The 26991-nt window shown below is 73.8% G+C and carries 20 protein-coding genes; 7 read left to right on the forward strand and 13 right to left on the reverse strand.

The window, feature by feature from the left end:
• Positions 1-33 precede the first annotated feature (33 nt).
• Positions 34-666 (reverse strand): Mur ligase family protein, encoded by a 633-nt coding sequence (locus BR98_RS08160; RefSeq protein ID WP_051969435.1) that lies wholly within the window; start codon positions 664-666, stop codon positions 34-36.
• Positions 667-703: 37 nt separating this feature from the next.
• Positions 704-3889 (reverse strand): AfsR/SARP family transcriptional regulator, encoded by a 3186-nt coding sequence (locus BR98_RS08165; RefSeq protein WP_051969436.1) that lies wholly within the window; start codon positions 3887-3889, stop codon positions 704-706.
• Between the two features lie 297 nt (positions 3890-4186).
• Here BR98_RS08165 and BR98_RS08170 point away from each other — a divergent pair, with 297 nt between their 5' ends.
• From BR98_RS08170 to BR98_RS08185, 4 genes are all read left to right on the forward strand, one after another.
• Positions 4187-4990, forward strand: a complete 804-nt coding sequence (locus tag BR98_RS08170) for a thioesterase family protein (protein WP_035841426.1) — start codon at positions 4187-4189, stop codon at positions 4988-4990.
• Positions 4991-5212: 222 nt separating this feature from the next.
• Positions 5213-7039 carry a serine/threonine-protein kinase gene (locus BR98_RS08175; RefSeq protein WP_051969437.1) on the forward strand — a complete coding sequence of 609 codons (1827 nt, stop codon included), beginning with the start codon at positions 5213-5215 and terminating at the stop codon, positions 7037-7039.
• Positions 7040-7058: 19 nt separating this feature from the next.
• Positions 7059-7826, forward strand: a complete 768-nt coding sequence (locus BR98_RS08180) for a hypothetical protein (RefSeq protein ID WP_051969438.1) — start codon at positions 7059-7061, stop codon at positions 7824-7826.
• Positions 7827-7967: 141 nt separating this feature from the next.
• Complete coding sequence (locus BR98_RS08185; RefSeq protein WP_035843581.1) at positions 7968-8648, forward strand: Type 1 glutamine amidotransferase-like domain-containing protein; 681 nt, start codon at positions 7968-7970, stop codon at positions 8646-8648.
• A 49-nt stretch (positions 8649-8697) separates the two neighbouring features.
• On the opposite strand, the gene BR98_RS08190 is transcribed toward BR98_RS08185, so the two are convergent.
• The 11 genes from BR98_RS08190 to BR98_RS08240 form a co-directional block, all read right to left on the reverse strand.
• On the reverse strand, positions 8698-10002 hold the full coding sequence (locus BR98_RS08190) for an MFS transporter (RefSeq protein ID WP_083976138.1): 1305 nt from the start codon (positions 10000-10002) through the stop codon (positions 8698-8700).
• Positions 10003-10138: 136 nt separating this feature from the next.
• Positions 10139-11263 carry a baeRF3 domain-containing protein gene (locus BR98_RS08195; protein WP_035841428.1) on the reverse strand — a complete coding sequence of 375 codons (1125 nt, stop codon included), beginning with the start codon at positions 11261-11263 and terminating at the stop codon, positions 10139-10141.
• A 143-nt stretch (positions 11264-11406) separates the two neighbouring features.
• Positions 11407-12933: an FAD-binding oxidoreductase gene (locus BR98_RS08200; RefSeq protein WP_035841430.1), complete on the reverse strand. Its 1527-nt coding sequence runs from the start codon at positions 12931-12933 to the stop codon at positions 11407-11409.
• Positions 12930-13769 (reverse strand): aminotransferase class IV, encoded by an 840-nt coding sequence (locus BR98_RS08205; protein WP_198042140.1) that lies wholly within the window; start codon positions 13767-13769, stop codon positions 12930-12932. The genes BR98_RS08200 and BR98_RS08205 overlap by 4 nt, the downstream gene beginning before the upstream one ends.
• Positions 13770-13772: 3 nt before the next feature.
• Entirely contained in the window at positions 13773-14993 is a 1221-nt protein-coding gene (locus BR98_RS08210) for an FAD-dependent monooxygenase (RefSeq protein ID WP_035841431.1), read from the reverse strand.
• Between the two features lie 32 nt (positions 14994-15025).
• Positions 15026-16642 (reverse strand): class I adenylate-forming enzyme family protein, encoded by a 1617-nt coding sequence (locus BR98_RS08215; protein WP_035841433.1) that lies wholly within the window; start codon positions 16640-16642, stop codon positions 15026-15028.
• Between the two features lie 54 nt (positions 16643-16696).
• Positions 16697-18172, reverse strand: coding sequence for an AMP-binding protein (locus BR98_RS08220; RefSeq protein WP_035841434.1), 1476 nt, complete (start codon positions 18170-18172; stop codon positions 16697-16699).
• Positions 18173-18185: 13 nt separating this feature from the next.
• Entirely contained in the window at positions 18186-20324 is a 2139-nt protein-coding gene (pabB, locus tag BR98_RS08225) for an aminodeoxychorismate synthase component I (protein ID WP_035841435.1), read from the reverse strand.
• Positions 20325-20390: 66 nt separating this feature from the next.
• Positions 20391-21815 carry a 3-deoxy-7-phosphoheptulonate synthase gene (locus tag BR98_RS08230; RefSeq protein WP_083976142.1) on the reverse strand — a complete coding sequence of 475 codons (1425 nt, stop codon included), beginning with the start codon at positions 21813-21815 and terminating at the stop codon, positions 20391-20393.
• Complete coding sequence (locus BR98_RS08235; protein WP_051969439.1) at positions 21812-23242, reverse strand: aldehyde dehydrogenase family protein; 1431 nt, start codon at positions 23240-23242, stop codon at positions 21812-21814. The genes BR98_RS08230 and BR98_RS08235 overlap by 4 nt, the downstream gene beginning before the upstream one ends.
• Positions 23243-23264: 22 nt before the next feature.
• Positions 23265-24362, reverse strand: coding sequence for an AMP-binding protein (locus BR98_RS08240; RefSeq protein WP_157537485.1), 1098 nt, complete (start codon positions 24360-24362; stop codon positions 23265-23267).
• Between the two features lie 294 nt (positions 24363-24656).
• Between BR98_RS08240 and BR98_RS08245 the strand changes: the two genes are divergently transcribed.
• From BR98_RS08245 to BR98_RS08255, 3 genes are all read left to right on the forward strand, one after another.
• Positions 24657-25136, forward strand: coding sequence for a carboxymuconolactone decarboxylase family protein (locus tag BR98_RS08245; RefSeq protein ID WP_035841437.1), 480 nt, complete (start codon positions 24657-24659; stop codon positions 25134-25136).
• Between the two features lie 96 nt (positions 25137-25232).
• A complete protein-coding gene (locus BR98_RS08250) occupies positions 25233-25742 on the forward strand; it encodes a hypothetical protein (RefSeq protein WP_035841439.1) in 510 nt (169 codons plus the stop codon).
• Entirely contained in the window at positions 25739-26917 is a 1179-nt protein-coding gene (locus tag BR98_RS08255; protein ID WP_232247282.1) for an FAD-dependent monooxygenase, read from the forward strand. The genes BR98_RS08250 and BR98_RS08255 overlap by 4 nt, the downstream gene beginning before the upstream one ends.
• Positions 26918-26991 lie beyond the last annotated feature (74 nt).

The raw sequence follows: 26991 nt of genomic DNA on the forward strand, positions 1-26991 counted from the left end.
CCGTCCCCCGCCCCGCGCCCGTTCCCGGTGCCTCTACCCCTCCCCCCGGCCTCCCAGTGCGGCCGCCACCCGGTCGATCCCGAGGCCCACGCCCAGGGCCACGGCGGCGGCCGCCGCGGCGTAGCTGACCTGGTCGGCGCCGGGCAGGCCGAGGCGGACCCGAGCCGCGGCGCCGCGCGGGTCGGTGAGGGTGAAGCTGGGACGGCCGAGCTGGTCCAGGGTCACGGCGGCGGCGCGGACGTCGCCGCTGGTGCGGCCGAAGGTGAGGACGGGGGCGTTGCTGCGGGCGGCGAGCGAGAGCGCGTACGGGTCGTCGGCGTTGAGTACCGCGAGGCCGTCGGCCGGCAGCGCGTCGAGCAGCGTGCCGAGGGCGGTGGCGCTGGCCTGCTTGCTGGCGCCCTGGGTGCAGCCGACGTTGAGCACCACGGCGACGCTCGGCGCACCGCCCCCGGTGGCGGGTGCGGGGGCCACCGCGAGCAACCGGGCCAGCAGGGCGGTGGTGCTCCGCTTGCCGACGGCTCCGGCGAGCGCGACCACCAGCGGCAGCGACGCCGACAGCGACGCCCCCGGGGACGCCGCCGGCGACGGCGACGGCGAGGCCGAGGCCGAGGCCGACCGAGCGCCGGCCAGGTCGGCGCACAGCACAGCAACCTCGCGCAGCGTCATGCGGTCACGCTAACCACGCCCCCGCGCGTGTCGCCCGCTAGCCGACGCCGTCCGGGGCGTCAGCGACATCAGCGCTCTCCGCGGCGGCAGTCCCGCTCGAAGCCACCGCGCAGCACCCGGCCGCCAGCAGCGCCGCCGCCTCCGGCACCCCGAGCCGCTGGTAGTCGGCGTAGGCCCGGCGGTGGTGTTCGAGGGCGGCCTCCGAATCGCCGAGGCTGTGCTGCGCGGTGCCGAGGCAGTCGTGCGAGCGGGCCGCCTCGAACGGGTCGCCGCAGCCCTCGGCGAGCTCCAGCGCGGCCTGGTGCTCGGCCAGCGCCTCCTTCGGGGAGCCGACGGCGCACAGTGTCTCGCCGAGGTTGTTGCGGGCCTCGGCGAGGACCAGCGGGAACTCCAGCTCGCGGGCGATGGCCAGCGCCTCCTGGTGGTGGGCGAGGGCCTCGGCCAGTCGGCCCTGCGAGCGGCTGACCGTGCCGATGTTGCCGAGCGCGACGGTCTCGCCGCTGCGCTCCTCGATCGTCCGACTCAACTCCAGGGCCTGCTGGAACAGTTCGAGCGCGGCGTCCAGCTCGCCGCGGCGCTGGTGGACCAGGCCGAGGTTGTCCAGGGTGATCGCCTCGCCCCCGCGGTCGTTGCACTCGCGGTCGAGTTCCAGGGCTCGGCGGTGGTGTTCCAGGGCCTCGTCCAGCCGGCCGAGGCGGCGGCAGACCACGCCGAGGTTGTCGCGGGCGATGCTCTCGCCGACCCGGTCGCCCAGCCGCTCCTTCGCCGTCAGCGCCTGTTCCAGGTTGGTCAGCGCCTCGGCGAACCGGCCTTGGCGGCGGCGGATCACCCCGAGGTTGAGCAGCGCGGTGGCCTCCTGCACCGGCTCGCCGACTTCGCGCGCGCTGGCGAGGCCGCGGGCGAAGTACTCCGCCCCCTCGTCGAGCCGACCCGTCCGGCCGCAGACCACGCCGATGTTGAGCAGGGTCGCGGACAGGCCCGGGGAGGGCGGCAGGGTCTGGTACACCCGGACCGCGTCCTGCAGATGAGCAAGCGCTTGCTCATGCATGCCGCGATGCATCACGGTCAGCCCGAGGAAGCGCAGCGTGCCAGCCTCGCCCGACCGGTCGCCGCGTTCCCGGGCGGCGGTGAGCGCGGCGGTGTGCACGGTCAGCGCATCGGCGTAGTGGGCGCCGCGTTCCAGGTAGCGGGCGAGGATCGTGGACAGGTCGATCTGGTGGACCGGGAAGTCGGTCAGGCCGACGGCCGCGACCAGGTTGGCCCGCTCGGCGTCCAGCCAGGCGACGGCATCCGGGACGGCGTCGAACCCGGGGCCCAGCGGCTCCACGGTGGGCCGGTTGAACCGCTCCTGCGGCACGATCACGTCCATCGCCGCGGCCGCGCGCCACCGGTAGTGGTCGAGCAGTCGGCGCACCGCCGCCTGACGGGGTGTCGGCGGCTCCTCGGCGGTGACGGTCCGGCGGGCGTGGTCGCGCAGCAGGTCGTGCAGGCCGAACCGGTCGCTGGCGCGCTGCTGCAGCAGGTGGCAGTCGAGCAGCAGCTCCAGCAGTTCCACCGCCTCGTCCTCGTCGCAGGCGGCCAGCGCGGCGGCCGCCGCACCGTCGGTGTCGGTGCCGGGCAACAGGCCGAGCAGCCGGAACATCCGCCGCTGCTCGGGCTCGAGTTGTTCGTAGGAGAGGGCGAAGGCGGCGGTCACCTCGCGGTGGTCGGTGTCGGGCTCGGCGCGATCCCGGTGCGCCCGCAGTCGGCGGTTGAGGTCACCCACCGTCCAGGCCGGTCTGCTGCGCAACCGGGCGGCGGCGACCCGCAGGGCGAGCGGCAGCCGGCCGCAGAGCGCGACCGCCTCGGCCAGCTCGGCGGCCGGCTCCTGGCCGCGCGCCGGACCGGCGATCCGGACGAACAGCGCGGTGGCGGTGGCCGGTTCGAGCACGTCCAGGGAGAGCGGGTCGACGCCGTCGAGGCCGAACAGCCGACGGCGCGAGGTGACCAGCACCTGGCAGCGCGAGCTGCCCGGCAGCAGCGGGCGGACCTGCTCGGCGTCGGCGGCGTTGTCCAGCACGATGACCAGCGAGCGGCCGTCGCACTCGGCCCGCCACAGCGCCGCGCTCTCCTCGACGTCCTGCGGGATGGCGCTCTCCGGCACCCCGAGCGCGGTCAGCAGACGCGCCAACGCCTGGGCGGGGTCCAAGGGTTGGCGCCCGGCGGTGTGGCCGTGCAGGTCCAGGAAGAGCTGGCCGTCGCGGTACTGCCCGGCCAGCCGGTGGGCGGCGTGCACGGCCAGCGCGGTCTTGCCGACGCCGGGCATCCCGTCGATCGCCGCCACCCGGGTGGCGGTGGACCCCGGCTGCGGGCCGGCCAGCAGCAGGCTCAACTCCGCCTCCCGGCCGGTGAAGTCGCTCACGTCGCGCGGCAGGTCGTTGCGGGGCACGGCGGTGGGCCGGGCCGGCGTGCCGGCGAGGGTCGGGGCGGCGTGCAGGCCGAGGGTCGGGGCGCCGTGCAGGATCTGGTCGTGCAGCTCGGCGAGTTCGGCGGACGGCTCGACGCCGAGCTCCTCGACCAGCACGGTGCGTGCCGCCCGGTACTCGGCCAGCGCCTCGCTCTGCCGGTCGGCGCGGTAGAGGGCCAGCATCAACTGGGCCCGGAACCGCTCGTGCAGCGGCTGGTCGCGCACCAGCGTGCGCAGCTCGGCGACGAGTTGCTCGTGCAGGCCCTGCTGCAGGTCCGCCTCGATCCGCCAGCGCAGCACCTCGAGGCGGACCTGCTCGAAGTGCGAGCGGTGCGCGCTGCGCAGCGTCTCGCTGGGCACGTCCACCAGCGGTTCGCCCCGCCACAGCCGCAGCGCCGCGTTGAGCTGCTCGGCGGCCAGGTGCCACTGCTCGGCCCGGCAGGCCGCCCGGCCCGCCGCATGGTGGCTGCTCAGCAGGTCAAGGTCGAGCTCGCCCGGCCGGACCTCGATCACATAGCCGGGCGCCCGGGTGCGGATCCGCCCGCCGGCCTCCGGGCCGAGAGTGCGGCGCAGTCGCATCACGTGGTTGCGCAAGGTGATCAGCGCGCCCTGCGGCGGCTCGCCGTCCCAGACGGCGTCGATGAGTTCGTCAAGGGTGACGATCGACCCGGGCCGCAGCAACAGCGCAGCGAGGATGATCCGTTGCTTGGTGGCCGGCAGCGACAGCGCCTGGGTGCCGTCGTGCACGTGCAACGGCCCCAACAGCCCGAACTCCATGATTCCCCCCGGTAGGCCGCGTTCCGGACAGCCAGGGTGACCCTCACTCCACGCGACACCAACGCGACCGAAACGTTAACCGAGCCGACGATTGTTGGGAACAGCCGGGGACGCGATGTTGACCTTCGTGGGGAAGCGAAGACCTGCAGCGCGACCCCGGCTGCGCCCCACCGCGCACCGCCGGGGCCCGGCCGAATCACGGGGTCGGCCGGACCCGGTGCCCGCCTCCCGTCCGGTCCGCGCATCGCCCCGGGTAGCCTCCAAGGGCGCAGCAGCGAGCCGAGGAAGGGAACCGGGATGACGTCAGGATCGGTGGCCGGGCTGCCCGAGGCGTTCTACCGCGACCTCGGCGACGGACGGTACGAGAGCACCCCCGCCACCGCCGGGCCGTGGAGCCCGAAGACGCAGCACGCGGGCCCGCCGTCGGCGCTGCTCGGCCGTGCGCTGGAGCGGCACCGGGCCCGCCCGGGCATGCGGATCGCCCGGGTCACGCTGGAGGTGCCGTACCCGGTGCCGGTGGGCGAGCTGCAGGTGGACGTGCGCACCCTCCGGGGTGGGGCCCGGACCGAGCTGCTGGAGGGCGAGATCACCGCCGAGGGCAGGCCGGTGATGCTGGCCCGGGCGTGGCGGGTCACCGCGAGCCCGGCGGACACGCCGACGCTGCGCCCCGAGCCCGGCCCGCCGCCGCTCCCGGCCGAGCAGCCCTTCCACGGCCTGCGCGGCGCCCACCTCGACGGCTACGTCAGCGCGATGGAGTGGCGCTTCGCCGAGGGCGGCTTCGACACGCCCGGTCCCGGTGCGGCCTGGGCCCGCCAGCGGCTGCCGCTGGTCGCCGGCGAGTCGGACACCGCGCTGACCCGCGCCCTGACCGTCGCCGACAGCAACTGGGCCGTCGCCTTCGAACTCGACCATGTGCGCCGCCTGGTGATCAACACCGACATCACCCTCGCCCTGCACCGCGACCCGGTCGGCGAGTGGCTCTGCCTCAGCGCCGCCACCGCCGCCAGCCCCGACGGCTCGGGCCTGGCCGCCGGCCGCCTGGACGACGTGCACGGGGACTGCGGGCGGATCCTGCAGACACTGCTGGTGGCGGAGCGGTAGCCGACGCCGGCGGGCCGCTCGCGGCAGGCCGAACTCGCAGGTACACGAAGGGATTTGCGGTCGCGTGCGAAGCACCCGAATCGTGACCTCGGATTTACCGTAACCGGGAACCCGAGGCTCTACGGTGCACGTCGCTGACTACGCCGCGGGAGTTCGCGGCAGCCACCGCACCGGTCTCCTCCGGTCCAGCGGCGGCGCCCACCCCCACGGGAGAGACTGCAGATGAACGGCCCGACCGAGGGCAGCACCGCCGAGGCCAACGGCCTCTGGACGCTGCCCGGCTACACCCACGAGCGCGAGCTCGGCTCCGGCGCGAGCGGGCATGTGGTGCTGGCCCGGCATGAGGCCACCGGCACCCGGGTCGCCATCAAGTACCTGAGCTCGGCGGTCGGCGACACCACCGCCTTCCGTGCCGAGGCCGTGCTGCTCGGCGACCTGCGCTCGCCCCAGGTCGCCGCGCTCTACGAGTACGTGGAGGGCCCGCAGGGCGCCGCGATCGTCATGGAGCTGGTGGACGGCATCGCGCTGCGCGCCCTGCTGCGCGAGGAGGGAGCCACCTCGCCGGAGGCGGCCCTGGTCGTGCTCAAGGGCTCGCTGCTCGGCCTGGCCGCCGCACACGCGGCCGGCGTGGTGCACCGCGACTACAAGCCGGAGAACGTGCTGATCGCGGCCGACGGCTCGTCCAAGCTGGTGGACTTCGGCATCGCGGTCCGCAGCGGCGAGACTCCGGGCATCGCCGGCACCCCCGTCTACATGGCCCCGGAGCAGTGGGCGGGTGAGCCCGCCTCGCCCAGCGCCGACGTGTACGCGGCCACCGCGACCTTCTTCGAGTGCCTCACCGGCGCCAAGCCCTACAGCGGCACCACCATCGCCGAGTTGGCCGTCCAGCACACCGAGGCCCCCATCCCCGACGAGCTGGCGCCGGAGCCGGTCCGGCCGCTGATCCGGGCCGGCCTGGCCAAGACGCCGCAGGAGCGCCCGAAGAACGCGACCGCGCTGGTGGCGAAGCTCGAGCAGGTGGCGCGCGCCGGGTACGGCGAGGAGTGGGAGGAGCGCGGACGGGACGCACTGGCGGCGCTGGTGGCGCTGCTCCCGCTGTTGCTGCTGCCCTCCGGCGGTGCGGCCGGCGCGGGCACCACGGCGCTGGCCACCACCGTGCTGGACGGCACCACGGTGATCGGCGGCGCGGTGAGTGCTGACGGTCCGGCAGCCGACGCCGCGCCGAGCACCGCCCCTGGCCCGCACCCCGCGCGCCGCCCCAGGGTGAGCCGCCGGGCCCGGCTAGCAGCCGGAGCAGTGGGCGTGGCCCTGCTGGCGGGGACCATGGCGAAGATGGCCGTGGCCGACAGCGCGGACGCCTCGGGCGTCACCTCGGTGGCCGCTCCGGCGCCGGAGCTGACGACCTCGCTGGCACCGGCCGGCGACGCGTCCTCGGCCGGGCCCTCCCCGACCGTCGCCGCCTCCGCCTCCGCCTCCGCCTCCGCCTCCGCTGCGGCCTCGACCTCGCCGTCACCGTCGGCGAGCCCTACGCCCGGTGGGACGGCCGCTCCCACCCCAGGAAGTCCTACGCCCAAGCCGGGCGCCACCGGCCCCAAGCCCACATCGGCGGGCCCGACGCCGAGCGTGACCGTCGCACCCGCGCCGACCACCCCGCCGGTGGTGGTACCGACGACGCCGGCCCCCGCCTCCACCACCCCGTCGCCGTCACCGAGCCCCGCTCCTGTGCTGCGGGTCTTCACGCTGGGCATCACCGGGTACGGCTGCTACGGGAACTACGGCACCCAGGGCACGGTCAACGTCACCACTGACGGCGCCGCCGCCGGGACACTGACCGTCAGCTGGATCGACGGCGGCACCACCAGGACGGTGGTCGCAACCCAGACCTTCACCCTCGCCAAGGGGCAGACCAAGGCCTCGATCCCGGTCAACCACACCTTCGCGGACAACGCCACTGCGTGGGGCCTGCAGGTCGACACCAATCCGGCCGCACTCCGGGGGCAGGACAGCTACCAGGAGCAGTACGCCTTCCAGTGCAACCCGCCCCGCTGACCTGTTCCAGGAAGACATCATGACCGCACCTCAGGACCCCGAGCTCACCGTGCGCCTCGACGGCACGGTCCGCCTCGACCGCACCACCAACCTCCGCAAGGCTCCCGCGACCGAGACCGACACCGACAGCCCCACCTACCTCGACGGCGAGGCCTGGGGCGCCCCGGCCACCACGGTGGAGCTCCCCGACACCACGGTCGCCACCGTCGTACTCCCCGCCGTCCCGGCCGACGAGGTGCCGTCCCAGATCGACGGGCACACCGACGGACTGCGCCGCTTCGGCCCGGGCGTGCCGAGCACCACGGCGACCGTCCCGCCAGTCGCGGCCGCCGTCTGGCACGGCACCGCGCACCCGGGCGAGCCGGTCGCCGGTGTCGCCACGCCGCGCCCGCGCCGCCGCAGGCGGCCGGTGCTGCTGGTGGCCGTGCTCCTGCTGCTCGCGGTGCTCGGCTACCTGGCCTGGCAGCGGTTCGCACCGCCGCTCGCCGTGACCGCCGTCTCGGTCCGCACCGACCCCGCGGGCCCGAACTGCGACGGCACCGCGGTGGTGGTCGGCACGCTGGAGACCGACGGCCGCGCGGGCACCGTCTCCTACCGCTGGCTGCGCAGCGACGGCACGGTCTCCGAGGAACTCAAGCAGCCGGTCCGGAAGGGCCGTCACCACACCGACGTGGTGCTGCGGTGGACCTTCGAGGGCAAGGGCACCATGGCGGCCACGGCGACCCTGCAGGTGGACTCCCCGACCTCCCGCACCGCCGCCACCTCGTTCACCTACACCTGCCACTGACCGGCTGGGGTTGACGCGTGCGGCCGGCGTCAGGCCGGTTGCCTCCTGGAATGCGCCGAGCGCAGCGCCGCTGCTGGCAACATGAGGCATCCGCCTGTGGCGGCACTGCCTGCGTCAACGACATTCCTCGGGAGGGACCTGATGAAGCTTCTCCTCACCGACTCCGGCATCAAGAACGTGAGCATCCAGGACGCGCTGATCGACCTCCTGGGCAAGCCGATCGCCGAGTCCAGCGCCCTCTGCATCCCCACTGCGGGGTACGGAGCCCCCGACGCCGATCCGGGCGGGCCGTGGCGATTCATCAGCGGACGGTCTCCCAGCCCCATGACCGAGCTGGGGTGGAAGTCGGTGGGCGTGTTGGAGCTCACCGCGCTGCCCAGCATCGAGGAGGCGCGCTGGGTCTCCTGGGTCCGGGAGGCCGACGTCCTGTTGGTCAACGGCGGTGACGCGCTGTACCTGGGCCACTGGATGCGGGAGTCCGGGCTGGCTGAACTCCTGCCGGCACTGCCCGACACGGTCTACGTGGGACTCAGCGCCGGGAGCATGGTGATGACTCCCCGCATCGGGGAGATCTTCGTGGGCTGGAGGCCGCCCACCGGCGGCGACAGCACCTTGGGTGTGGTGGATTTTTCGATCTTCCCGCACCTTGATCATCCGGCTTGCCCGGAGAACACCATGGCCGAGGCGGAACGATGGGCGACCGGGATCGCCGGCCCGGCGTATGCGATTGACGAGCAGACCGCCATCAAGGTGGTCGATGGCGCCGCCGAAGTGGTCTCCGAAGGCCACTGGAAGTTGTTCCAGCACCCGTTCGAGCCCTGACAAGCTGCGATCCCGGCCTTCGAGTAGTCGGTCCTGCCCTGGCCCAAGATCACATACTTGGCCGGGGCGAATCGCTCACAGCCTCGGAGTCGGCGCCCCCCGGGTCAGCCGCAGCGGCAGCTGGTCGGTCCGCTCCCACCGTGGTGACGGCCCGGACCGAGCGCAGTGTCAGCGGCAGCAGGGCGATGACTGTGAAGGCGATGCCGCCCGCCACCGCCACCGGGCCGGTGCCGACGGCGGTGGCGATCGCCACGGCCGAGAGCTGGCCGATCGGGATGGCGACGTAGGAGCCGAAGTCGTCGTAGGCGCAGACCCGGGAGAGCAGCTCGCCGGGGATCCGGGTCTGCAGGGTGGTGTCCCAGAGGATGCCGAAGAGGGCGGTGACCGTCCCGGCCAGGAAGGCCGCCGCACCCAGCCAGACCGCGGAGGCACGGGTGCCGAGCAGCACCAGTGGCACCCCTGACAGGGCGAACCCGCTCAGCCCGACGACCAGCGGTCGACGCACCGTCAGACGCAGCATCACCAGGCTGAACGCCAGCAGCCCGATCGCCTTGACACTGAGCACGGCGCCCCAGGCGCCCTCGCCGATGCTGTGCCGTGCGATCGCGGGGCCGAGCACCTGCCAGACGCCGAGCTGGATCGCGTTCAGCAGGGCGAAGCAGGCGGTGATCGACCAGAGCCAGGGCAGCGAGCGGAAGTAGCGCCAGCCGGCGCGCAGTTCCGGCAGCAGGCGCTGACTGAGCGCTTGCTTGGCGGGCACCGCGACCTGCGTCAGGCAGGCCGCCGCGACCAGGAAGCTGAACGCGTCGAAGGCGATCCCCCAGCCGCCGCCGACCGTTGCCGCGAGCACACCGGCCAGTGTCGGACCGAGTACCCGGGAGGCGTTCTGCACGGTACTGAGCAGGGAGTTGGCGCGCTGGACGTCCTCCGTCGCCACCAGCTCGGGGACGATGCCGCGCAGCGCGGGCGTGGTGAAGGCCTCCAGTACGCCGTTGAGGAAGGCCAGCGGGATCAGCAACCACAGGCGCGCGCCGGTCAGCACCACGGCGGCGACGCCGGCCTGGCTGAGCCCGGCTCCGGCATTGGAGATCCGCAGCACCAGGTCGCGCCGGTACCGGTCGCCGAAGCCGCCGCCGACCACCACCAGGGCCACCATCGGCGCCATCTGAGCGGCCAGCACATAACCGAGCCAGCGCGGATCGGCGCTGCGGTCGAGCACCGCGAAGGCGAGCGCCACCGGCGTCATCGCACTGCCGAACAGCGATACCGCCCGCCCCACGAAGAACCATCTGAATGAGCGCTTGCTCAGCGGTCCCGGCACGGTTGGGGTACGTCGGGCTGCGTCGATGGTCATGAGGGGCGAGTCTGCCAGCGGGCCGCCGGGCAGGCACGGGATTTTCCGTGCACTCGCCACGCCCTGCTGAGCGGGGGCGGTGAGCAAGCGCTCAGTCAGCTCGCCCCGCCCCAGCTCCTCCCCGCCCCTCCCCAGCTCAGTACCGCAGCACCGCCGCGATCGACTGGCGCTCAGTCAGGGCGCCGTCCGCCACGAAGCTCACCTCTCCACCGGCCAGCAGGGTGCGTTCCACGATCTCGTCGACCACGTCCTCGCGGACGTCGCGCTCCGCACCGCCGAGCGCGCCCCCCGGGTTGGGGGCGGGTTCGAGGTGACCGTCGGCGATCAGGACGGTGGCCTGGTAGTGCTCCTCCAGGACGAGTTCGGCGACCCGGCCCCCGGTGACGGCGAGCCAGATCTCGTCCAGGCCGGCGCCGAGGGTCTTGCGACTGGCGGCCTGGTCCAATCGGGCGAGCGCGGCGGCCTCCTGGGCGGCGGCGTAGGAGCTGAGGACGGGAGCGAGGGCGGGGGCCAGCGCGGTGGCGGGGCCGTCGCCGAGGCCGCCCTTCTCGAGTCGGCCGGCCGCTGACGGGTGACTGGAGGTGACGGACTCGAAGAGGCTGACCGCCTCGGGCACGCCGACCAGGAAGACCGGGCGCGGGTCCTCCTTGAGCAGCCCGGCCAGCGCGCCGTCCACCTCACGGAAGAAGGACTTGGTGTCCTCGTTGCTGTACGCGTTCGGTGTGTCGCCGATCCGCTCCTCCCGCTGGGGGTCGAACTTCTCCGGATTGGCCGGGATTTGCGGGAAGCCGGCGACCCGGGCCTCGGCCAGGTCGGGCCCGGCACCGGTCCACAGCCGGACCCGGTGCGCGGCCAGGGTGAGCACCCAGTACGGCGCGTGCACCGCGCGGGCGGCGACCAGGTTGCGGGTCAGGAAGGTGTCGGAGACCACCACCCGGGCGGGCACGGTGCGCGGGATCGACCAGACCTGGTGCTCCCCGGGGGCGGCGAAGAGCAGCAGCCCGTCCTGGGCGTGCCGCAGGTCCGCCTCCTCGACCGCCTTGTCCAGCCGGCCCAGCACGTCCAGGCGGTCGGAGCGGGCCAGTGACTCGTCGGCCTCGATCCGGCGCCGGGCCTCGCCGAGCAGGTTCTTCAGCCAGAGCCGGTCCTGCTCGCTGTCCGGCTCGCGCCGGTGGGTGGGAACGGCGACGGTGACCGCCGGGAGCGGGCGGGGTGCCGCCAGGGCGGCGAGGGCGGCGGGGGTGAGGTCGGTGACGTCCATGGCCATCCTTTGCGGGGTGAGCGAGTGCACATACGCTCCCCACCCTCGCCGCACCCGCCCCACCCCGCATCCCGAGTCAGGCCCGGGGCAGACCCGGCTCAGGTCCGGCTCAAGCCCAAGCTCAGGCCTGGCTCAGGCCTGGCTCAGGCCGCCGGCACCGACTGCGCGAAGCGGAAGAAGCCATGCGGGTCGTACTGCCGCTTCACCCGGCTGAGCCTCGGCAGGTTGGGCCCGTAGTAGGCGTCGGCCCAGTCGGTCAGCGCGGTGTCGGGGAAGTTCACGTACGAGTGGCCGTTGGAGAACGGGTCGATCGCGTGGAAGACCCCGTCCAGCCAGCTCTGCGCGGCGGCCCGCTCCTCGGCCGGCGGGTTGGGGTCGGCCAGGCTCACCGTCAGGGTGCCGCTGTAGAGGGCCGAGCGGTGCGCCCAGGCGCCGTGGTCCAGCGAGCGGGCGTTGGCGTTCTTGCCGAGGCCGAGCAGGCTGACGATCCGGGTCTGGCCGGCCCGCCGGTCCGCGTCGAAGGCGGCGAGCAGGCGGTCCACTCCGGTGGACGGCAGCACCCGGGTGAACATCCGGCCGCGGTTCTTGACGTAGGCCTGCCGGGGCAGCGCGGCGTGCGCGTTGTTGCCGACGGTGTGGCAGGAGTCGACGGTCTTGTCGCCGCAGCCGAAGACCTGCATCATCGCCTGCTCGTAGCCGAGGTCCTGGACCACCCGGGTGGCGGGGGCCACGCCGGTGAGCGAGCCGAGCAGCGCGAGGTCCCGTTCCAGGGTGGCGACCCCGCCCAGGTGGACGCCGGTGACGATGACCAGCGGCACCGCGCCGGGGCTCGCGTCGGGCAGCAGCAGCACGCCGTCACTGGCCAGGTCGGCGGAGGCCTGGGTGGTCCAGTCGAGGTAGCCGGCCACGGCGCGGGCGGCGTCCTGCCAGGCGAAGGTGAGGGTGTAGTGGGCGACCCGGGCGATCCTGGTGGGCGCCATCCGGAACTCGGTGACCACACCGAAGTTGCCGCCGCCACCGCCCCGCAGGGCCCACAGCAGGTCGGCGTGGCGCTGCTCGGTGGCGTTGACGATCCGGCCGTCGGCCAGCACCACCTGGGCGGAGACCAGGCGGTCGCAGGCGGGTCCGTACTTGCGGTACTGCCAGCCGGTGCCGCCACCGGTGACGAAGCCGCCGGGGCTGACGGTGGGGCAGAACCCGGCCGGCACGGTGAGCCCGTGCGGGGCGAGCTGCGGGACCACGTCCACCGCCTGCACCCCGGGGCCGAGGCTGACGGTGTCCCGGCCCACGGTCACCTTGTTCAGCCGGGTCAGGTTGATCACCAGCCCCTCGGTGGTGGACCAGCCGGCGTAGCTGTGGCCGCCGCTGCGCACCGCCGTGTGCAGGCCCTGGTCCTGGGCGAAACGCATCGCGGTGCGGACGTCCTGCGGGGTCTCCGCGTAGACCACGGCCTGCGGGAAGACGGTGTCGAACTGGGCGTTCTCCAGCTTCCTGGCCTGGTCGTAGCCGGCCTCGCCGGGGCGGACCAGGTCGCCGGTCAGGGCGGTGGCCAGCTGGTCCCAGTTGCGGCCGGGGCGGCGGTTGGTGGCGGCGGCCGGGCCGGCGAGCAGCAGGCCGGCCGAGGCGGCGACACCGGCGCCGGTGCCGAGCAGGGTCCTTCGGGTGATCATGTGAGCTTCTCTCCGTGAGGGGTGGGCAGCGGACGGGCCGAAGTCGCCAGCAGGCGCTGCCAGTTCGGCGCCCGCTCGGCCGGCCCCGGGCGCAGGCCGGTGCCCGTCCAGGCGGTGACGGGGCGGATCCCGTGGAGGGCGTTGACCAGCCAGGCCTCGCGGCCGTTCAGGTCGGCCGGCCCGGCCGGGCGGCGGCGCACCTCGATGCCCAGGTCAGTTGCCTGACGGACGATCAGTTCAGCGGTGACACCGGGCAGTAGGCGATCCTCGGCGTCGGGCAGGCAGAGCAGGTCACCCTCCCACCAGAGCAGGCTGGCGGTGGTGGACTCGAGGACCCGGCCGTCCCGACCGATCAGCAGCGCGTCGTCGGCGCCGGCCGTCTGGGCGGCGGCCTTCAGCTCGGCGAGCAGTGGCAGGTCGGGACCCTTGCGGCAGGGCGTGCGGCGCGGGTCGGCGGCCGGCCAGAGCAGCACCCGGACGGTGCTCGCCAGCGGCGGCGCCGGGCGCAGTCGCAGCCCGAGCTGCACCCAGCTCGAGGCGGGCCCGCCGCGCAGTTCGACCCGCGGGAACCAGGCGCCCGTGCGCGGGAGTTCGGCGACGGCCTGCTGCCAGAACCGGTCCACGGTCGGCGCGAAGACGCCCAACTGGGCGCAGGCGGCGGTGAATCGGGCCTGGTGGTGGACCAGGTCGCGGACCTCGCCGTGCTCGACCAACCAGGAGTCGGCCACCAGCAGCTCCGCCAATTCGGCAGAAGACATCGAGTCGGCTTCGGCTTCGGTCGCGAAGCCGCGATCGGCGTCCCAGGCGAGCCAGCGCTCGGCGGTAGCGGTGCTCATCGCTCAGTACCGCCCGGCCGTCACGCCCGCCACACCGGTGCGCGGCCCATACGGGGCGCGTTCCAGCCACTCCCCGCAGGAGCCGAGGTACGGCGACAGGGCGGCTCCGGCGGCCTGCTTGAGCCGGGTGAGTCGGCGGCGCGGGCGCAGGTGGGCGAGCGCGGTGCGGGCCGCCTCGCTGTTGAACTGGGCCGCGGCCTTGCGGGCTTGGGCGAAGGCGTCGACGGCGGCCAGCCGGTCGGCCGGCTCCGGGGCGACCAGCGCCTGCGCCACCGCCTCGGCGGCCGCCACCGAGTCGGCGATGCCGCTGTTCATGCCGCGCGCGCCGAACGGCGGGAAGAGGTGCGCGGCCTCCCCCACCAGCAGCACCCGGCGCTCGGGGTCGGTGAACTGCTCGGCGACCACGTGCAGGAAGTGGTAGCGGGAGACCCAGAGCAGCCGGTCGGCATACCTGGCGCCGACCACCTTGGTCACCCAGGCCCGGGCCGCCGCCTCGTCCGCCCAGTCCTCGGGGCGGTCGTCGTCCTTGCACTGCAGGTCCAGTTGGAAGCCGCCGGCGAACGGCACCCGCATCACACTGCGGCCGCCGAGTTCGGGGTGCTCGTAGACGAAGACCCGCTCCAGCGGCAGCGGGTGGTCCGGGTCCTCGGCGATGTCGACCACCACGTGGAAGGCCTCGGAGCGCTCGCCGGTCATGGCGATCCGCTGCGAGCGGCGCACCTGGGAGCGGGCACCGTCCGCGCCGATCACGTACTGCGCGGTGTGGACGGTGCCGTCCTCGGTGGTGATCCGCACGCCCGCGGCGTCGGTGGCGACCTCGGTGACGGCCGAGCCCCAGGCGAACTCGACGCCGGCCGCCCGGCAGGCGGCGAGCAGGTGCCGCTCGGTCTCGATCTGGCGCAGGCTGGTGAAGGGCGGGGTGGCGCCGGGGCGCAGCGCCTGCGGCGAGTAGCTGCGGGCGAAGACCTCGCGACTGCGGTAGACGGTGCGCCGGGTCGGCCAGATGACGCCGTTCTCGATCAGGGTGCGGTCCAGGCCGGGGCTGATCCGGCCGAGCAGCTGCAGCGACTCGCGGTGCACGAAGAGCGCGCGGCTGCCGGGCCGGATCCGGTCGGCGGGCTCGGCCTCCAGCACGGTGACCGGCAGGCCGTGGCTGCGCAGCGCCAGCGCGGCGGTCAGGCCGACCGGTCCGGCGCCGACGACCAGCACGGGGGAAGGGGACATGGAGCTTCTCCAGATCTGGAAGTGACGGTTCGTCAGCTACGGGCGGCGGGGACGGTCGGCGCGGTGTCCTCGCGGAGCATCCGGGTGATCTCCACCCGGCGCACCTTCCAGGTGGAGGTGCGCGGCACCGCGGTGAACGGCCAGTGCAGCGGGGTGGCCAGCTGCGGCAGGTCGGCGGTGGCCCGGGCCCAGCGCTCGGGGTCGAGCGGGGCGTCCCGCCGGGTGCAGACCACCGGCACCGCCTGGCCCTCGGGGCCGATCACGATGACCGCCTCGAGCAGTTCCTCGAGCCGGGACATCAGCACGTCCTCGACCTCGAGGTTGCTGTCGATCTCCTCGATCTGGTCGATCTCCCGGTCGATCAGGTGGAGTTTGCCGAACCGGCCGAGGTAGCCCATGTCGCCCAGGCGCCACCAGCCGTCGGTCTTGTTGCGCAGGTAGCGCTCGTGCTCGCCGAGGTAGGTCATCACGGTGCTGCGGCCGCGCAGTTCCAGGTGGCCGGGCCGGCCCTGCGGTACCGGTCGGCCCTGCTCGTCCACCACCCGGACCTTGATGAAGCCGGGCAGCACGTACCCGACGTCGCGGCCGTCGTTCTTCTCGGCGCTCTTCTGGGTGTACCAGGCACCGGAGATCGGGCCGGTCTCGCTCTGGCCGTAGAGCTGGATCAGCAGTGGGCGGGGGCGGGTGGAGGCGGCCAGCAGGCGCTGGATGGTGCGCGGGTGGATGGCGTCGAAGGTGCTGCTGTAGTAGCGGACGCTGGACAGCGGGGCGCCGGGGGCGGTGGCCAGGTCCTCCCACTGGACGAAGTTGTTGGGGTGGGTCTCCACCAGGCCCGGGCGGTGCCGGACGAAGATCGGGGCGATCTTGTCCGGGTCCGGGTCGTTGAGCACCAGCAGCGGGTTGCCGTAGTTGAGGAAGACACCCAGCGAGTGGAAGAAGCGCGAGTGCACGAAGGACATGCACAGCGCCACGGTCTCCTTGCGGCGGATCGGCCAGGCGATCAACTGCTGGGGCAGCAGCCGGTGGAAGAGGCCGCGGGCGTTGTGCACCATCAGCTTGGAGACGCCGGTGGTGCCGGAGGTGTGGGTGATCAGGTGCGGCTGGGTGGGGTGCAGGTAGACGGCCGGGCGCCGGGGTAGGCCGGTGAGCTCGGCGATCAGCCGCAGTCCCTGGTGCGGCTCGGTGCCGGCCAGCACCGTCTCGCGGGTCAACTCGCCGACCGGGACGCCGTCCAGCGGACCGGTGAGCTTGGCGGCGTCGGTGATCAGCCAGGGCTGGTCGAGCCGGGCCAGCAACTGGGCGACGATCTCGCCGGGCAGCGCGGAGGAGACCATCACCGGCACCGCGCCGACCCGGGAGACCGCGCTGGCCAGCAGCGAGATGTCGAAGTTGTCGCTCTTGTGCACGGCGACCCGCTCGGTGGGGCGGATGCCGATCTCCCAGAGCCGGGCGGCCAGGTCGTCCACCACGTCGGCCAGGGCGGCGTAGCTGAAGTCGGTGCCGAGCGCGGGGAAGGTGGCCAGCGGCTGATCCAGGGTGACCGGCACGCCGGGGTGCTTGGCGGCGGCCTGCTCCCAGAGCCGGCCGAGGTAGAAGGCGGTGTCGGGGAGGTTGCCGGTGGCGAGCTTGCGGGCGAGCTTGGCGAACATCGGCGGGTCTGCTTTCTCTGAGCAGGAGTTGGGGGTACGGGGGCCGGCGGTCGGTTACCAGCGGCCCTGGCGGACCAGGAAGCGCTGCAGCTTCCCGGTGGGAGTGCGCGGCAGGCGGTCGACCAGGTCGACCCCGCGCGGCACCTTGTAGGGCTCCAGGTGGGTGCGGGCCAGCGCGATCAACTCGCCCTCCAGCGCGGCGGGATCGGCAACGCCGACGTGCGGCACCACATAGGCGCGCAGTTTGGTGGCGCCGCGTTCGTTGCCGACCCCGGCCACCGCGACATCGCGCACCTGCGGGTGGCGGGCCAGCAGTTGCTCGATCTCCACCGGGGAGAGGGTGATGCCGCCGACCATCTCCAGGTCGTCGGTGCGGCCCAGGTGGACCAAGCTGCCGTCCGGGTTGAGCAGCGCCCGGTCCCGGGTGTTGAGCCAGCCGTCCACCAGAGTGCGGGCGGTCTCCTCGGGCAGGTTGAGGTAGCCGGTCATCACGGTCGGTCCGCGCACCCAGAGTTCGCCGGCGCTGCCCTGGGGCAGTACCCGACCGGCTCGGTCGCGCACCTGGACCTCGAAGCCCGGGGCCGGGAAGCCGACCGTGCCCGAGGTGTGGCCACCCGCGCCGTTGCTGGCGATCGCGTGGCCCGCCTCGGTGGAGCCGAGCTGGTCGTAGACCGGGGCGCCGAGGAACCCGCTGACCCTCTCGGCCAGTTCGGCGCTGAGCCGCTCCCCCGCCGAGACCGCGGCCCGGACACTGGCGAAGGCGGCCGGTTCGGTCTCGGCGAGCAGGTTGGCGTAGGCGGACGGGACGGCGTAGAGGTAGCTGACCCGGTGCCGGGCCACCAGTTCGGCGATCCGGGCCGGGCGCGGCGGGCCCGGTTCCAGTACGGCCGCGCCGCCGGAGAAGAGCGGGAAGGCCAGGGCGTTGCCCAGACCGTAGGCGAAGAAGAGCTTGGACACCGAGAGTGCGGTGTCGCCCGGGCCTACGCCGAGCAGTTGGGCGCCGGCGCCGTGGTAGTACCGGGCGAGGTCGGCGTGCCGGTGCGCAACGCCCTTGGGCAGGCCGGTGGTTCCGGAGGTGTACTGCAGGTAGAGCGGGTGCTCGTCGGACACCTCGGCGATCGGCGCGGCGTCCCGGGAGCCCACATTCTGATGATCCGTCAGAACGGTACTCAGGTGCGGAAGTCCGGGGAGCCGGGCGGCGGTCTCGGGTTCGGCGAGCAGCAGCACGGCGGCGCTGTCGGCGGCCAGGTGGCGCAGCCGTTCGGCGGTCAGCGCCGGGTTGGCCAGCACCGCGGTGGCGCCGAGCCGGGCGGTGGCGAGGAACGCCACCACCCAGCCGATCGAGTCGGGCAGCGCGATCAGCACCCGGTCCGCCCGGCCGACGCCGTGCTCGGCGAGCACGGCGGCGGCGCGGGCGGCGAGCAGCTGGACCTCGCCGTGGCTGACGGTCCGGTCCCCTTCGTGGAAGGCCGGACGATCGGCCCAACCGCCCTCGGCGGCGGCCTGTTCGAGAGCTGCGAGCAGGTTCATCGGCCGGCTCCGCTCAGGCCGCGAGCGGGTCGGCGAGCCGGAAGGCGCGCAGCGGGGCGGAGGCCTTGAGCACCATCTCGGCGAACTCCTCGTCCGCGTCGGAGTCCAGCACGATCGCGCCGCCGGCCCCGATCCGCCACTGGTCGCCGATCTTGACGGCGGTGCGGATCACGATGTTGAGGTCGGCGGTGCCGTTGGTGGAGAGCAGGCCGATCGAACCGGAGTAGACGCCGCGGGCCTCGGTCTCCAGGCCGTCGATGATCTCCATGGTGCGCTGCTTGGGCGCACCGGTCATCGATCCGCCCGGGAAGCAGGCCCGGACCACGTCGATCGCGTCACTGCCGGGGCGCAGTCGGCCGCGGATGGTGGAGACCAGCTGGTGGACCGTGGTGTAGGTCTCGGTGGCCATCAGCCGGGGCACGTGCACACTGCCCACCTCGCAGACCCGGCCCAGGTCGTTGCGGAGCAGGTCGACGATCATCAGGTTCTCGGCCCGGGTCTTGGCGCTGGCGGCCAGCGAGGCCCGCAGGGCCTCGTCCTGCTCGGGGTCGGCGCCGCGTGGCACGGTGCCCTTGATCGGCTTGGTCTCCACCGTGCCGGCCCGGTCGATGGTCAGGAACCGCTCGGGCGAGGAGCTGGCGATCTCCACCTCGCCGAGGCGCAGATAGGCCGCGTACGGGGCGGGATTGGCCCGGCGCAGGGTGCGGTAGAAGGCGTAGCCGTCCTCCTCGGCGGGCAGCCAGGCGGAGGTGGTCAGGCAGACCTCGTAGCTCTCGCCGGCCCGCAGCTGCTGGTGGATCTCGGCGATCCGGGCCCGGTACTGCTCGCGGTCGTGGGTGAGCCAGGCCTCGGCGTCGGGGCTCTGCCGGGGGCCGGGCAGCGGCGCCGAGGAGGTGGCGGCGGGCAGCGAGAGCAGCGTGGCGGCGGTGCCGTCCAGCCAGCGGACGGCAGCCGACTCGGCGTCAGGTCCGTTGTCACTGAGGGCCAGCAGGTAGGTGCTGTCCTCCTGGTGGTCGACCACGATCACCCGGTCGGCGAAGATCCACATCGCGTCCGGGCTGGGTGAGCGGTGCTTGTTGGCCGCGCCGAGGTCGCCCTTGAGCTCGTAGCCGAAGTAGCCGACGTAGCCGCCGGTGAAGTCGAACGGCAGGTCGGGCACGTCGGTGCGGCGGCGGCGCAGCTGGGTCTGCAGGTAGTCGAAGATCGTCCCCGGTACGTGGCGTGGCAGCCGGCCTGCCTGGTGGACCTCCACCTGCTGCTCGTCGGTGCGGTAACGGACCGTCTCGGCCAGCGGACCGGAGGCGTCGCCGAGGAAGGAGAAGCGCGAGCGGCCCGGTTCGACGTGGGCGCTGTCCAGCCAGAAGGCCGGCGCGCCGGACCCGGCGTACAGGTGGGTGAAGGCGGCCTCGGTGTCGACGGCGGTCTCGATGGTGCGCAGGTGCACCCGCAGACCGGCCAGCGGCTCGGCGGGGTGGGCGGGGACGGGGACGGGGACGGCGGGTGCCACCGGGGTGGGGGCGTCGAGTGTGGGGACGAGGGGCCGGGCGGCGGCCGGGCGCGGGTGGGCCGCCTGGTGGGCCAGGGTCAGCTCGCGGAAGTTGGCCAGCATCCGGCGGCCGTGCTCGGTGCAGATCGACTCGGGGTGGAACTGCACGCCCCAGAGCGGCCGTTGCCGGTGTCGCAGGCCCATGATCACGCCGTCCTCGGACCAGGCGGTGGCCTCCAGGGTGGGCGGCAGCGGCTCGGCGACGCTCAGCGAGTGGTAGCGCACCACGGTGAAGTCCTGCGGCAGCCCGGCGAAGATGTCCCGGCCGTCGTGGCTGACCGTGGACAGGTAGCCGTGCCGCGGCTCGGGGGCGGGCACCACCTCGGCGCCCTCGCCGTGGCCGATGCCCTGGTGGCCCAGGCAGACGCCGAGCACCGGTGTCTCGGCGGTGCGCAGGATCCGGGCGGAGATGCCGAAGTCGCGCGGGCGGGCCGGGTGGCCGGGGCCCGGTGAGATGACCACGTTGTCGAAGGCGGCCGGGTCGAGCCGCTCGGCGGCCGGGTCGTCGTTGGTGACCACGGTCGGCTCGACACCGTTCACCTCGGCGATCAACTGGAAGAGGTTGTAGGTGTAGGAGTCGTGGTTGTCGATCAGTAGAGTGCGCATCACGCGGCTTTCTGACGGAGTCGCGGGGGCGGGGGTCGGTGCGGGTTGGCCACTCGGCTCGGGCGCTCAGCCCTTGGCGAGCAGCTCGGCGACGGTCTGCGCCGTCACCAGGGCCTGGTTGTTGTTCAGCCGGGGGTCGCAGAGCGTGCGGTAGGCGCGGGTCAGCCCCTCCTCGGTGCTGGGTCCGCCCTGGCCGAGGCACTCGGTGACCGCGTCGCCGGCGATCTCCAGGTGCACGCCGCCGGGCCGCTGCCCGGCCCGGTGCAGTACCTCGAAGAAGCCGGTCAACTCGGCCAGGATGTCGCTCATCAGCCGGGTCTTGATCCCGCCGGCGGTCGTGACGGTGTTGCCGTGCATCGGGTCGCAGACCCAGACCACGGTGTGGCCGGCCGCGCGGACCGCGCGCTGCAGGGCGGGCAGCCGGTCCCGGACCAGCTGGGCCCCGAACCGGGTGATCAGGCTGAGCCGTCCGGGACGGCGGTGCGGGTCGAGCCGGTGGCAGAGCTCGAGCAGGTCCTCGACTCCGGTGCCGGGCCCGATCTTGCAGGCCACCGGGTTGGCCACCTGGGCCAGGAAGGCGAGGTGGGCGCCGTCCGGACGCCGGGTCCGCTCACCGATCCACGGCAGGTGGGTGGAGAGCAGGTAGTGCTCGCCGGTGTGCGGGTCGCGCCGCACCAGCGCCTGCTCGTAGTCGAGCACCAGGGCCTCGTGGCTGGTCCACAGCCCGGTGCGGCGCCAGCCCTCGGCGGTCGGGACGGTCTGGCCGTAGCCCTTGAGCACCGAGCGCAGCGTGCCGTCCCAGGCGAGGGTGGGCAGCACCGGGACGCTGGGGCCCCAGGCGGTCGGGACGAAGGCCGTCGGGGCGAGCGCGGAGGCCGTCTCGTGGGCGATCAGGTGCAGTTCGTTGAGCACCGCGCGGGCGGTGTGGTACGCCGTCAGCATCCGCCGGGGGTCGGCGGTGCGCGCGGCCGGGTCGGGGGCGTGGCCGTTGACCAGGTCGCCCCGGTAGACCGGCAGCACCCCGCTCTCGGTGCTCTCCTCCGGCTTGGAGCGGGGCTTGGCGTACTGACCGGCGATCCGGCCCACGGTCAGGGTGGCCTGGTCGGTGCGCCCGCTGATCAGTTCGGCCATCGCGCCGATCATCCGGTGCTTGCCCCGGACGGCGGTCAGGCCCGGTGCGCCGACGGGTTCGGCGCAGTCGCCCGCCTGCAGCAGGAAGGCACGGCCGGCCGCGACATGGGCCAGCGCCGAACCGAGCCGGCGGACGTCGGCGGGTGCGGTGAGGGCCGGCTGCAGGGCGAGTTGGTCCTGCACCTGGGCGGCGAGCGCGGGTTCGGGCCAGCTCGGCTGCTGGTCGGCGGGCAGGTTGCGCCAGTCGGTGCTGGGCAGCTGCGGCTGCGCGGGGGTGGTGTGGCGGCCGGGTGCGGGGGCGGGTGCGGTGCCACGGCCCGGTGCGGGGGTGGTGCCGCGACCGAGTGCGGGGGCGGTCATCCGGTCACCTCCGCGTCGACCAGGCCCTTGGGCTCCAGCAGGAACTGCGACAGGCTGCCGTCGTGCGGGGTCTCCGGCACGCCGGCCCAGGGGCGGACCAGCCCGGTGACCACCTTGCGCACCGAGGGCTCGCGCAGGACCCGCTCGGCCAGCCCCGCGTGCTCGCCGGTCAGGCTGACCACCAGCGAGTCCCGCAGCGGGCGCACCCCCTGCTCGGCCCGCCAGGGAGCCACCACCACGAAGGGGAAGCCGAGTTCGGTCCCCACCAGCGGGTCGGCGCCGTCGGTGACCGAGACCACCAGCGGACGCAGCACGGTGCTGCCATCGCCGGGGTGGGCGAGCGGCGAATCGTGGTGGGCGCTGCTGTGGTCGGTGGCGGTGGCACCGCCGGTCAGGGCCGCGAGGTGGTCGGCCAGCGCCTTGCCGTCGGCCTCGCCGGTGGCGGGCAGGGTGGCCTGCTCGTCCAGGACCGGTAGGACGGGCAGCGCGGCCAGCCGGGCGGCCAGCGCCTCGGCGAGCGGCTCGACCGGGCCGCTGGTGAGGACCAGCGAGGTGTTGTTGCAGCGCACCCCACCGTCCTCGGCGATCCACTCGACCAGGGCGGCGAGCAACTGCTCGTCCCGCTCGGCGCCGGCCTCGACCAGCGCCTTGCTCCGGCCCGGACCGCGCACCAGCACGTCGCTGCGCTTCGCGTACCGCTCGACGGCGGCCGGGCCCCCGTAGATCAGCCCCAGGTCGGCCTGGGCCAGCAGGTGTTCGCCGACCTCGTGGCCACCGGGCAGGAAGGCCAGCGCGTCCGGGTCCAGTCCGGCCGCGAGCAGGGCGAGGGTCAACCGGCGTGGCGTGAACGGGTCCTTGCTGCCAGGACGGACCAGTACCCGCAGGCCCATGGCCAGGGCGCGTACCCAACTGACGTTCGGCTCGGGGTGGTTGTTGGGCACGATGGCGGCCAGCAGGGCGCCGCGCGGGACCCAGTGGGTGCGGTAGCCGGGGGCGGCGAAGGGCAGCGGGAGCTCGGCCTGGTTGATCCGCTCGACCAGGCCGAGCGAGCGGCGGATGTTCTCGATCGCCCGGCTGACCGCCGGGCCCGGGGTGCCGGTGGCCAGCACCACCCGGCGGCGGTACTCGGCCGGGCTCTCGCCGTCCAACTCGGCATTGGCGAACAGTTCGCCGGCGGTGGCGAAGAGTTCGGGGCCGGGTGGCGGTCCGCCGGTCTGCTGCTGCGCCGCCTGCTGGGCCGCCGTGCGCAGCCGGTTGACGGCGGCCTGGGCGAGCAGCCTCGGGGCCAGGCCGATCGAGGCGAGCACCGAGCCGTCCAGTGCGGTCAGTTCGGTGCGGTCGCGGCTCTCGACGGCCTGGCCGCCGAGGATCGGGTTGACGACGGGCGGGGACGGCCGGCCAGGCGGAGCTGACTGGGCGGCGTTCATCGGTGCGCCCTTTCGGTGTTCATCAGTAGACCCCTTCGATCACGGTGGGTGCCTGCTCGGTGGTCAGCGGCCCGATGTCGGCCAGCCCGTCGACCTGGTCACCGGCCGCCGGGCGGACCCGGATCGCGGTGTCCCGCTCCAGCACGTTGGGCAGGAACATGTCCCGGCTCAGCTGGTGCACCAGCACCTGGCCGCGCTCCCCGTACCCGACCGGCCCGCCGGTGACCGGGTCCACCAGCTCGACCACGGACTGCGGCACATACGGACGGAAGACGCAGGGGTGGCTGTCGCCGGACTGGCGCGGGCGCTGCGGGGCGATGCCCATCAGGGTGTTGCCGTAGATGGCGGCGACCTTGGCGTTCGGGAAGAAGACGGTCTCGATCTGGTGCAGCGACTCCGGGCTGATGCTGGTGCCGGCCCAGAGGATGCCCTCCAGGGTGTCGGCGAGCCGCTGGTAGAGCTCCGGGCGGGCGCAGAGTGCCTCCAGCACCGGCGGGGTGATGAAGAGCACCTTGATCTGCTGGCTGCTGACCACGAGTTCGACCTGGTCCAGCAGGTACTCCCGGTATTCGGCGGCCAGTTCGGGCCGGCCGGCGCCGATCAGCCGCTTCACCCAGCGCGGGTCGAAGTCCAGCGTGAAGCAGAGCGAGCCGCGCAGCCGGGCCAGGTGCCGGACGGTCCGGCCGACCACGTGCGGGCCGGTCGGGCCGACGTGCAGCCAGTGGCCGGTGGCCGGGAAGCCGTGCTCGGCCAGCACCTGGCTGACCCATTCGACGTTCTCGGAACGCGCGGTGCTGTCCACCACGCGCTTGGGGGCGCCGGTGGTGCCGCCGGACTCGAAGACCTCGAAGCTCTGGCTCAGCGCGCCGCGCGGGATCAGCTGCTCCACCGGGACGGTGCGCAACTCCTCGCTGAAGTCCGGGAATCGGCGCAGGTCGGCGATGGTCTCGAGATCGGTGCGCGGGTCGAAGCCCAGGGTGGGCGCCTTGCGCAGCCAGAACGGGGCGCCGGTGGCGGGGTCGAAGTGCCAGCGCAGGATCTCGCGCAGGTGTTCCTCGGTGCCGACTGCTGTGGGTGTGCTCGTTGTGATGGTGTGCTCGGGCGTTGCCAGCTCAGTCATGTACGTCCAACCGTTTCGTCGGTCGGTCCCGGTGGGCTGTCGGGACCTCGGGTTCCGGACGGGTTCTGGGCGCGGCGGGACGCGACCCCGGATTGAGGGGGTGTCAGGCGCGCGGGGTCGAGCGGGCGGCGGACAGGGCGCGGCACGCCGGCTCGACATCGTGAATTTATCTTTTCCGCGAGACACCTTGGCTGTCAAGCGCCTGCCGGGAGGAGCCGCCCACTGGCTTCGGACCGTTCAACTGCCGGTGACTGTCAGCGAGCGCGGGCCCGTCGGGCGACCTATATTCGGTCCATGACCACCACGAACGAATCGCGCCTGAACCTTCGTCAACTCTCCGCCGACAGCTACGGTGTGATGATCAAACTGGCCGGTACCGCCGAGAAGGCCGCCCTCGACGCCGGACTTGAGAAGCCGCTGCTCGAACTGGTGCGCATCCGCGCCTCGCAGATCAACGGCTGCGCCTACTGCCTCGACATGCACACCAAGGACGCCCGGCACGCCGGCGAGACCGAGCAGCGGATCTACGCCCTCAACGCCTGGGAGGAGACCGCCTTCTACACCGAGCGGGAACGGGCCGCGCTGCGCCTGGCCGAGGCGATCACCCTGGTTCACCAGGACCGGGTGGCGGACGAGGTTTACGATCACGCGGTGAAGGTCTTCGGGGAGGACCAGCTGGCCCAGTTGGTCTGGGTGATCACGGTGATCAACGCCTTCAACCGGGTCGCCATCACCCAGCGGCTCGAGGTCGGCGGGTACCAGCCGGCCGCCTGAGCCTTCGGTGGGGAACACGCCGTGGTCGCCCGCCCGGGGCGGCCACGGCGTCGTCATGCTTGCTTGCTCATTCGCTCATGGGGAGGAACCACAGTCATGTCTGCCATATCCGCCGCCGTGGCCAGACCGTCACTCGGCATCCCCGCCGAGGAGTTCGGTGATCCGTTCACTCGCCGGCTGCTGCTGCACGGCGGTTCGACCACCGCGCAGCTGGAGCAGCGGCTCGGCGCGCTGCTCGAGGTGCGGGTGTGCGAGCAGCATCTGCTGAAGGGCACCCGACTGGTCCGGCGCACCGAACTCGTGCTGCCCGGTGGGCTGGTGGTCTCGCGGAACCTGGTGACGGGTCAACTGCCCGGGGACCCGTCGCTGGCGGCGGCGATCACCGGACCGCAGGTGCCGCTCGGGCGGGCGGTCGCCGCATGCGGGACCGGCCAGCGGCGCGAGTTGCTCTGGTGTGCGCTGGGCGACTGGGACGCGCCGGGGTCCCAAGGCGGGCAGGCCGTCTGTCGGGGCTACATGCTCTGGCTCGCGGCGGAGGAACCGCTGTACGTCGAGGAGTGGTTCAACCCGGCGGTGGTGCCGGCCACGCTGGAGCGCGCCTCGTGACCCGCGTGGGAGCGGGGGCGGCTGAGGTGGCGGTGGTGGGCGCCGGGCCGGTCGGGCTGAGCGCGGCGCTCGCGGCTCGCGCGCTCGGCTTGACGACCGTCCTGCTGGAGGCCGAACCGCCGGGGACGGTCCGAGCGGGCAGCCGCGCGATCTTCGTGCACCGGGCCACCCTCGACCGGCTGGACCGGGTCTCCCCCGGGCTCGGCGAACGGATCGCCGCCCAGGGACTGGTGTGGGGCACCAAGCGCACGCTCTGGGCGGGCCGGGAGGTGCACGCCCGCCACTACCGGCCGGCCGCCGACGGCCCGCCGCCGTTCACCAGCCTGCCGCAGACCGAGGTGGAGCGGATGCTCCGCGAGGCCTGCGCCGCCGCCGGCGTGGTGACGGTCGCCGGTGACCCGGTGGTGTCGGTGCGCGCCGGTCGGTCGCCTGGCGTCCGGGTGACGGCCCGGTCCGGCGCCGAGTACCGGGCCGGTTTCGTGATCGGCGCGGACGGCTCCCGCTCCCGCGTCCGCGAGGAGGCGGGCATCGCGCTGGAGGGGAGCAGCTCGGCCACCGAGTTCGTGGTGATCGACGTCGCGGACGGCCCCGAACCCGCGCCGCCCGAGCGGGTCTTCCACTACCGCCACCCCGCCGTCGGCGGCCGCAACGTCCTGCTGGTCCCGTTCCGGGGCGGCTGGCGAGTGGACATCCAGTGCCGAATCGGCGACAACGCCCAGGAGTTGACCGCACGGGCCGCCGAGTGGCTGCCCGCCGTCCTGCCGCCGGGCGCGGGCACCGAGGTCACCTGGTCCTCGGTCTACCGCTTCCAGCGGCGCCTGGCCCGCGAGTTCGCCGACCCCACCGGGCGGATCCTGCTCGCCGGCGAAGCCGCCCACCTGCTTCCCCCGTTCGGCGCCCGGGGCATGAACTCCGGTATCGCGGACGCCCTGGCCGCGGCTCAGGCGACCCGCGAGGGCGCGGTGGCGGTGGCGCGGTACGCACGGGACCGGCGGGCCGCCGCCGAGCGCAACATCTTCGCGGCGGGCGCGGCACTGGACCACCTGCTGGCCGGCAGCCTGCGCCGTCGTCTCGTCCAACGCGGCGCCGCCGCACTGTCCCCGCTCTCCACCCGCGCCGGCCACTGGCTGGACGCGGCTCCGTACGGACCGCGGCTGCGGTCGGTGCGGTACTGACCGCAGCCGCGGTCGGTGCGGTACTGACCGGGCGCTGCGGAGTCCGCTGTCGGCGGACCGCCCGGCCAGGGAAT

It is taken from the genome of Kitasatospora azatica KCTC 9699, assembly GCF_000744785.1.
GTDB lineage: Bacteria > Actinomycetota > Actinomycetes > Streptomycetales > Streptomycetaceae > Kitasatospora > Kitasatospora azatica.

Bases quoted from the DNA above. Each gene is read 5' to 3' on its own strand.
- BR98_RS08165 (WP_051969436.1), bottom strand. From the start codon at position 3,889: ATGGAGTTCGGGCTGTTGGGGCCGTTGCACGTGCACGACGGCACCCAG.
- BR98_RS08230 (WP_083976142.1), bottom strand. From the start codon at position 21,815: ATGACCGCCCCCGCACTCGGTCGCGGCACCACCCCCGCACCGGGCCGT.
- BR98_RS08220 (WP_035841434.1), bottom strand. From the start codon at position 18,172: ATGAACCTGCTCGCAGCTCTCGAACAGGCCGCCGCCGAGGGCGGTTGG.
- BR98_RS08200 (WP_035841430.1), bottom strand. From the start codon at position 12,933: ATGATCACCCGAAGGACCCTGCTCGGCACCGGCGCCGGTGTCGCCGCC.
- BR98_RS08215 (WP_035841433.1), bottom strand. From the start codon at position 16,642: ATGTTCGCCAAGCTCGCCCGCAAGCTCGCCACCGGCAACCTCCCCGAC.
- BR98_RS08170 (WP_035841426.1), top strand. From the start codon at position 4,187: ATGACGTCAGGATCGGTGGCCGGGCTGCCCGAGGCGTTCTACCGCGAC.
- BR98_RS08235 (WP_051969439.1), bottom strand. From the start codon at position 23,242: ATGAACGCCGCCCAGTCAGCTCCGCCTGGCCGGCCGTCCCCGCCCGTC.
- BR98_RS08195 (WP_035841428.1), bottom strand. From the start codon at position 11,263: ATGGACGTCACCGACCTCACCCCCGCCGCCCTCGCCGCCCTGGCGGCA.
- BR98_RS08160 (WP_051969435.1), bottom strand. From the start codon at position 666: ATGACGCTGCGCGAGGTTGCTGTGCTGTGCGCCGACCTGGCCGGCGCT.
- BR98_RS08250 (WP_035841439.1), top strand. From the start codon at position 25,233: ATGTCTGCCATATCCGCCGCCGTGGCCAGACCGTCACTCGGCATCCCC.
- BR98_RS08205 (WP_198042140.1), bottom strand. From the start codon at position 13,769: ATGAGCACCGCTACCGCCGAGCGCTGGCTCGCCTGGGACGCCGATCGC.
- BR98_RS08245 (WP_035841437.1), top strand. From the start codon at position 24,657: ATGACCACCACGAACGAATCGCGCCTGAACCTTCGTCAACTCTCCGCC.
- BR98_RS08180 (WP_051969438.1), top strand. From the start codon at position 7,059: ATGACCGCACCTCAGGACCCCGAGCTCACCGTGCGCCTCGACGGCACG.
- BR98_RS08185 (WP_035843581.1), top strand. From the start codon at position 7,968: ATGAAGCTTCTCCTCACCGACTCCGGCATCAAGAACGTGAGCATCCAG.
- BR98_RS08240 (WP_157537485.1), bottom strand. From the start codon at position 24,362: ATGACTGAGCTGGCAACGCCCGAGCACACCATCACAACGAGCACACCC.
- pabB (WP_035841435.1), bottom strand. From the start codon at position 20,324: ATGCGCACTCTACTGATCGACAACCACGACTCCTACACCTACAACCTC.
- BR98_RS08210 (WP_035841431.1), bottom strand. From the start codon at position 14,993: ATGTCCCCTTCCCCCGTGCTGGTCGTCGGCGCCGGACCGGTCGGCCTG.
- BR98_RS08175 (WP_051969437.1), top strand. From the start codon at position 5,213: ATGAACGGCCCGACCGAGGGCAGCACCGCCGAGGCCAACGGCCTCTGG.
- BR98_RS08190 (WP_083976138.1), bottom strand. From the start codon at position 10,002: ATGACCATCGACGCAGCCCGACGTACCCCAACCGTGCCGGGACCGCTG.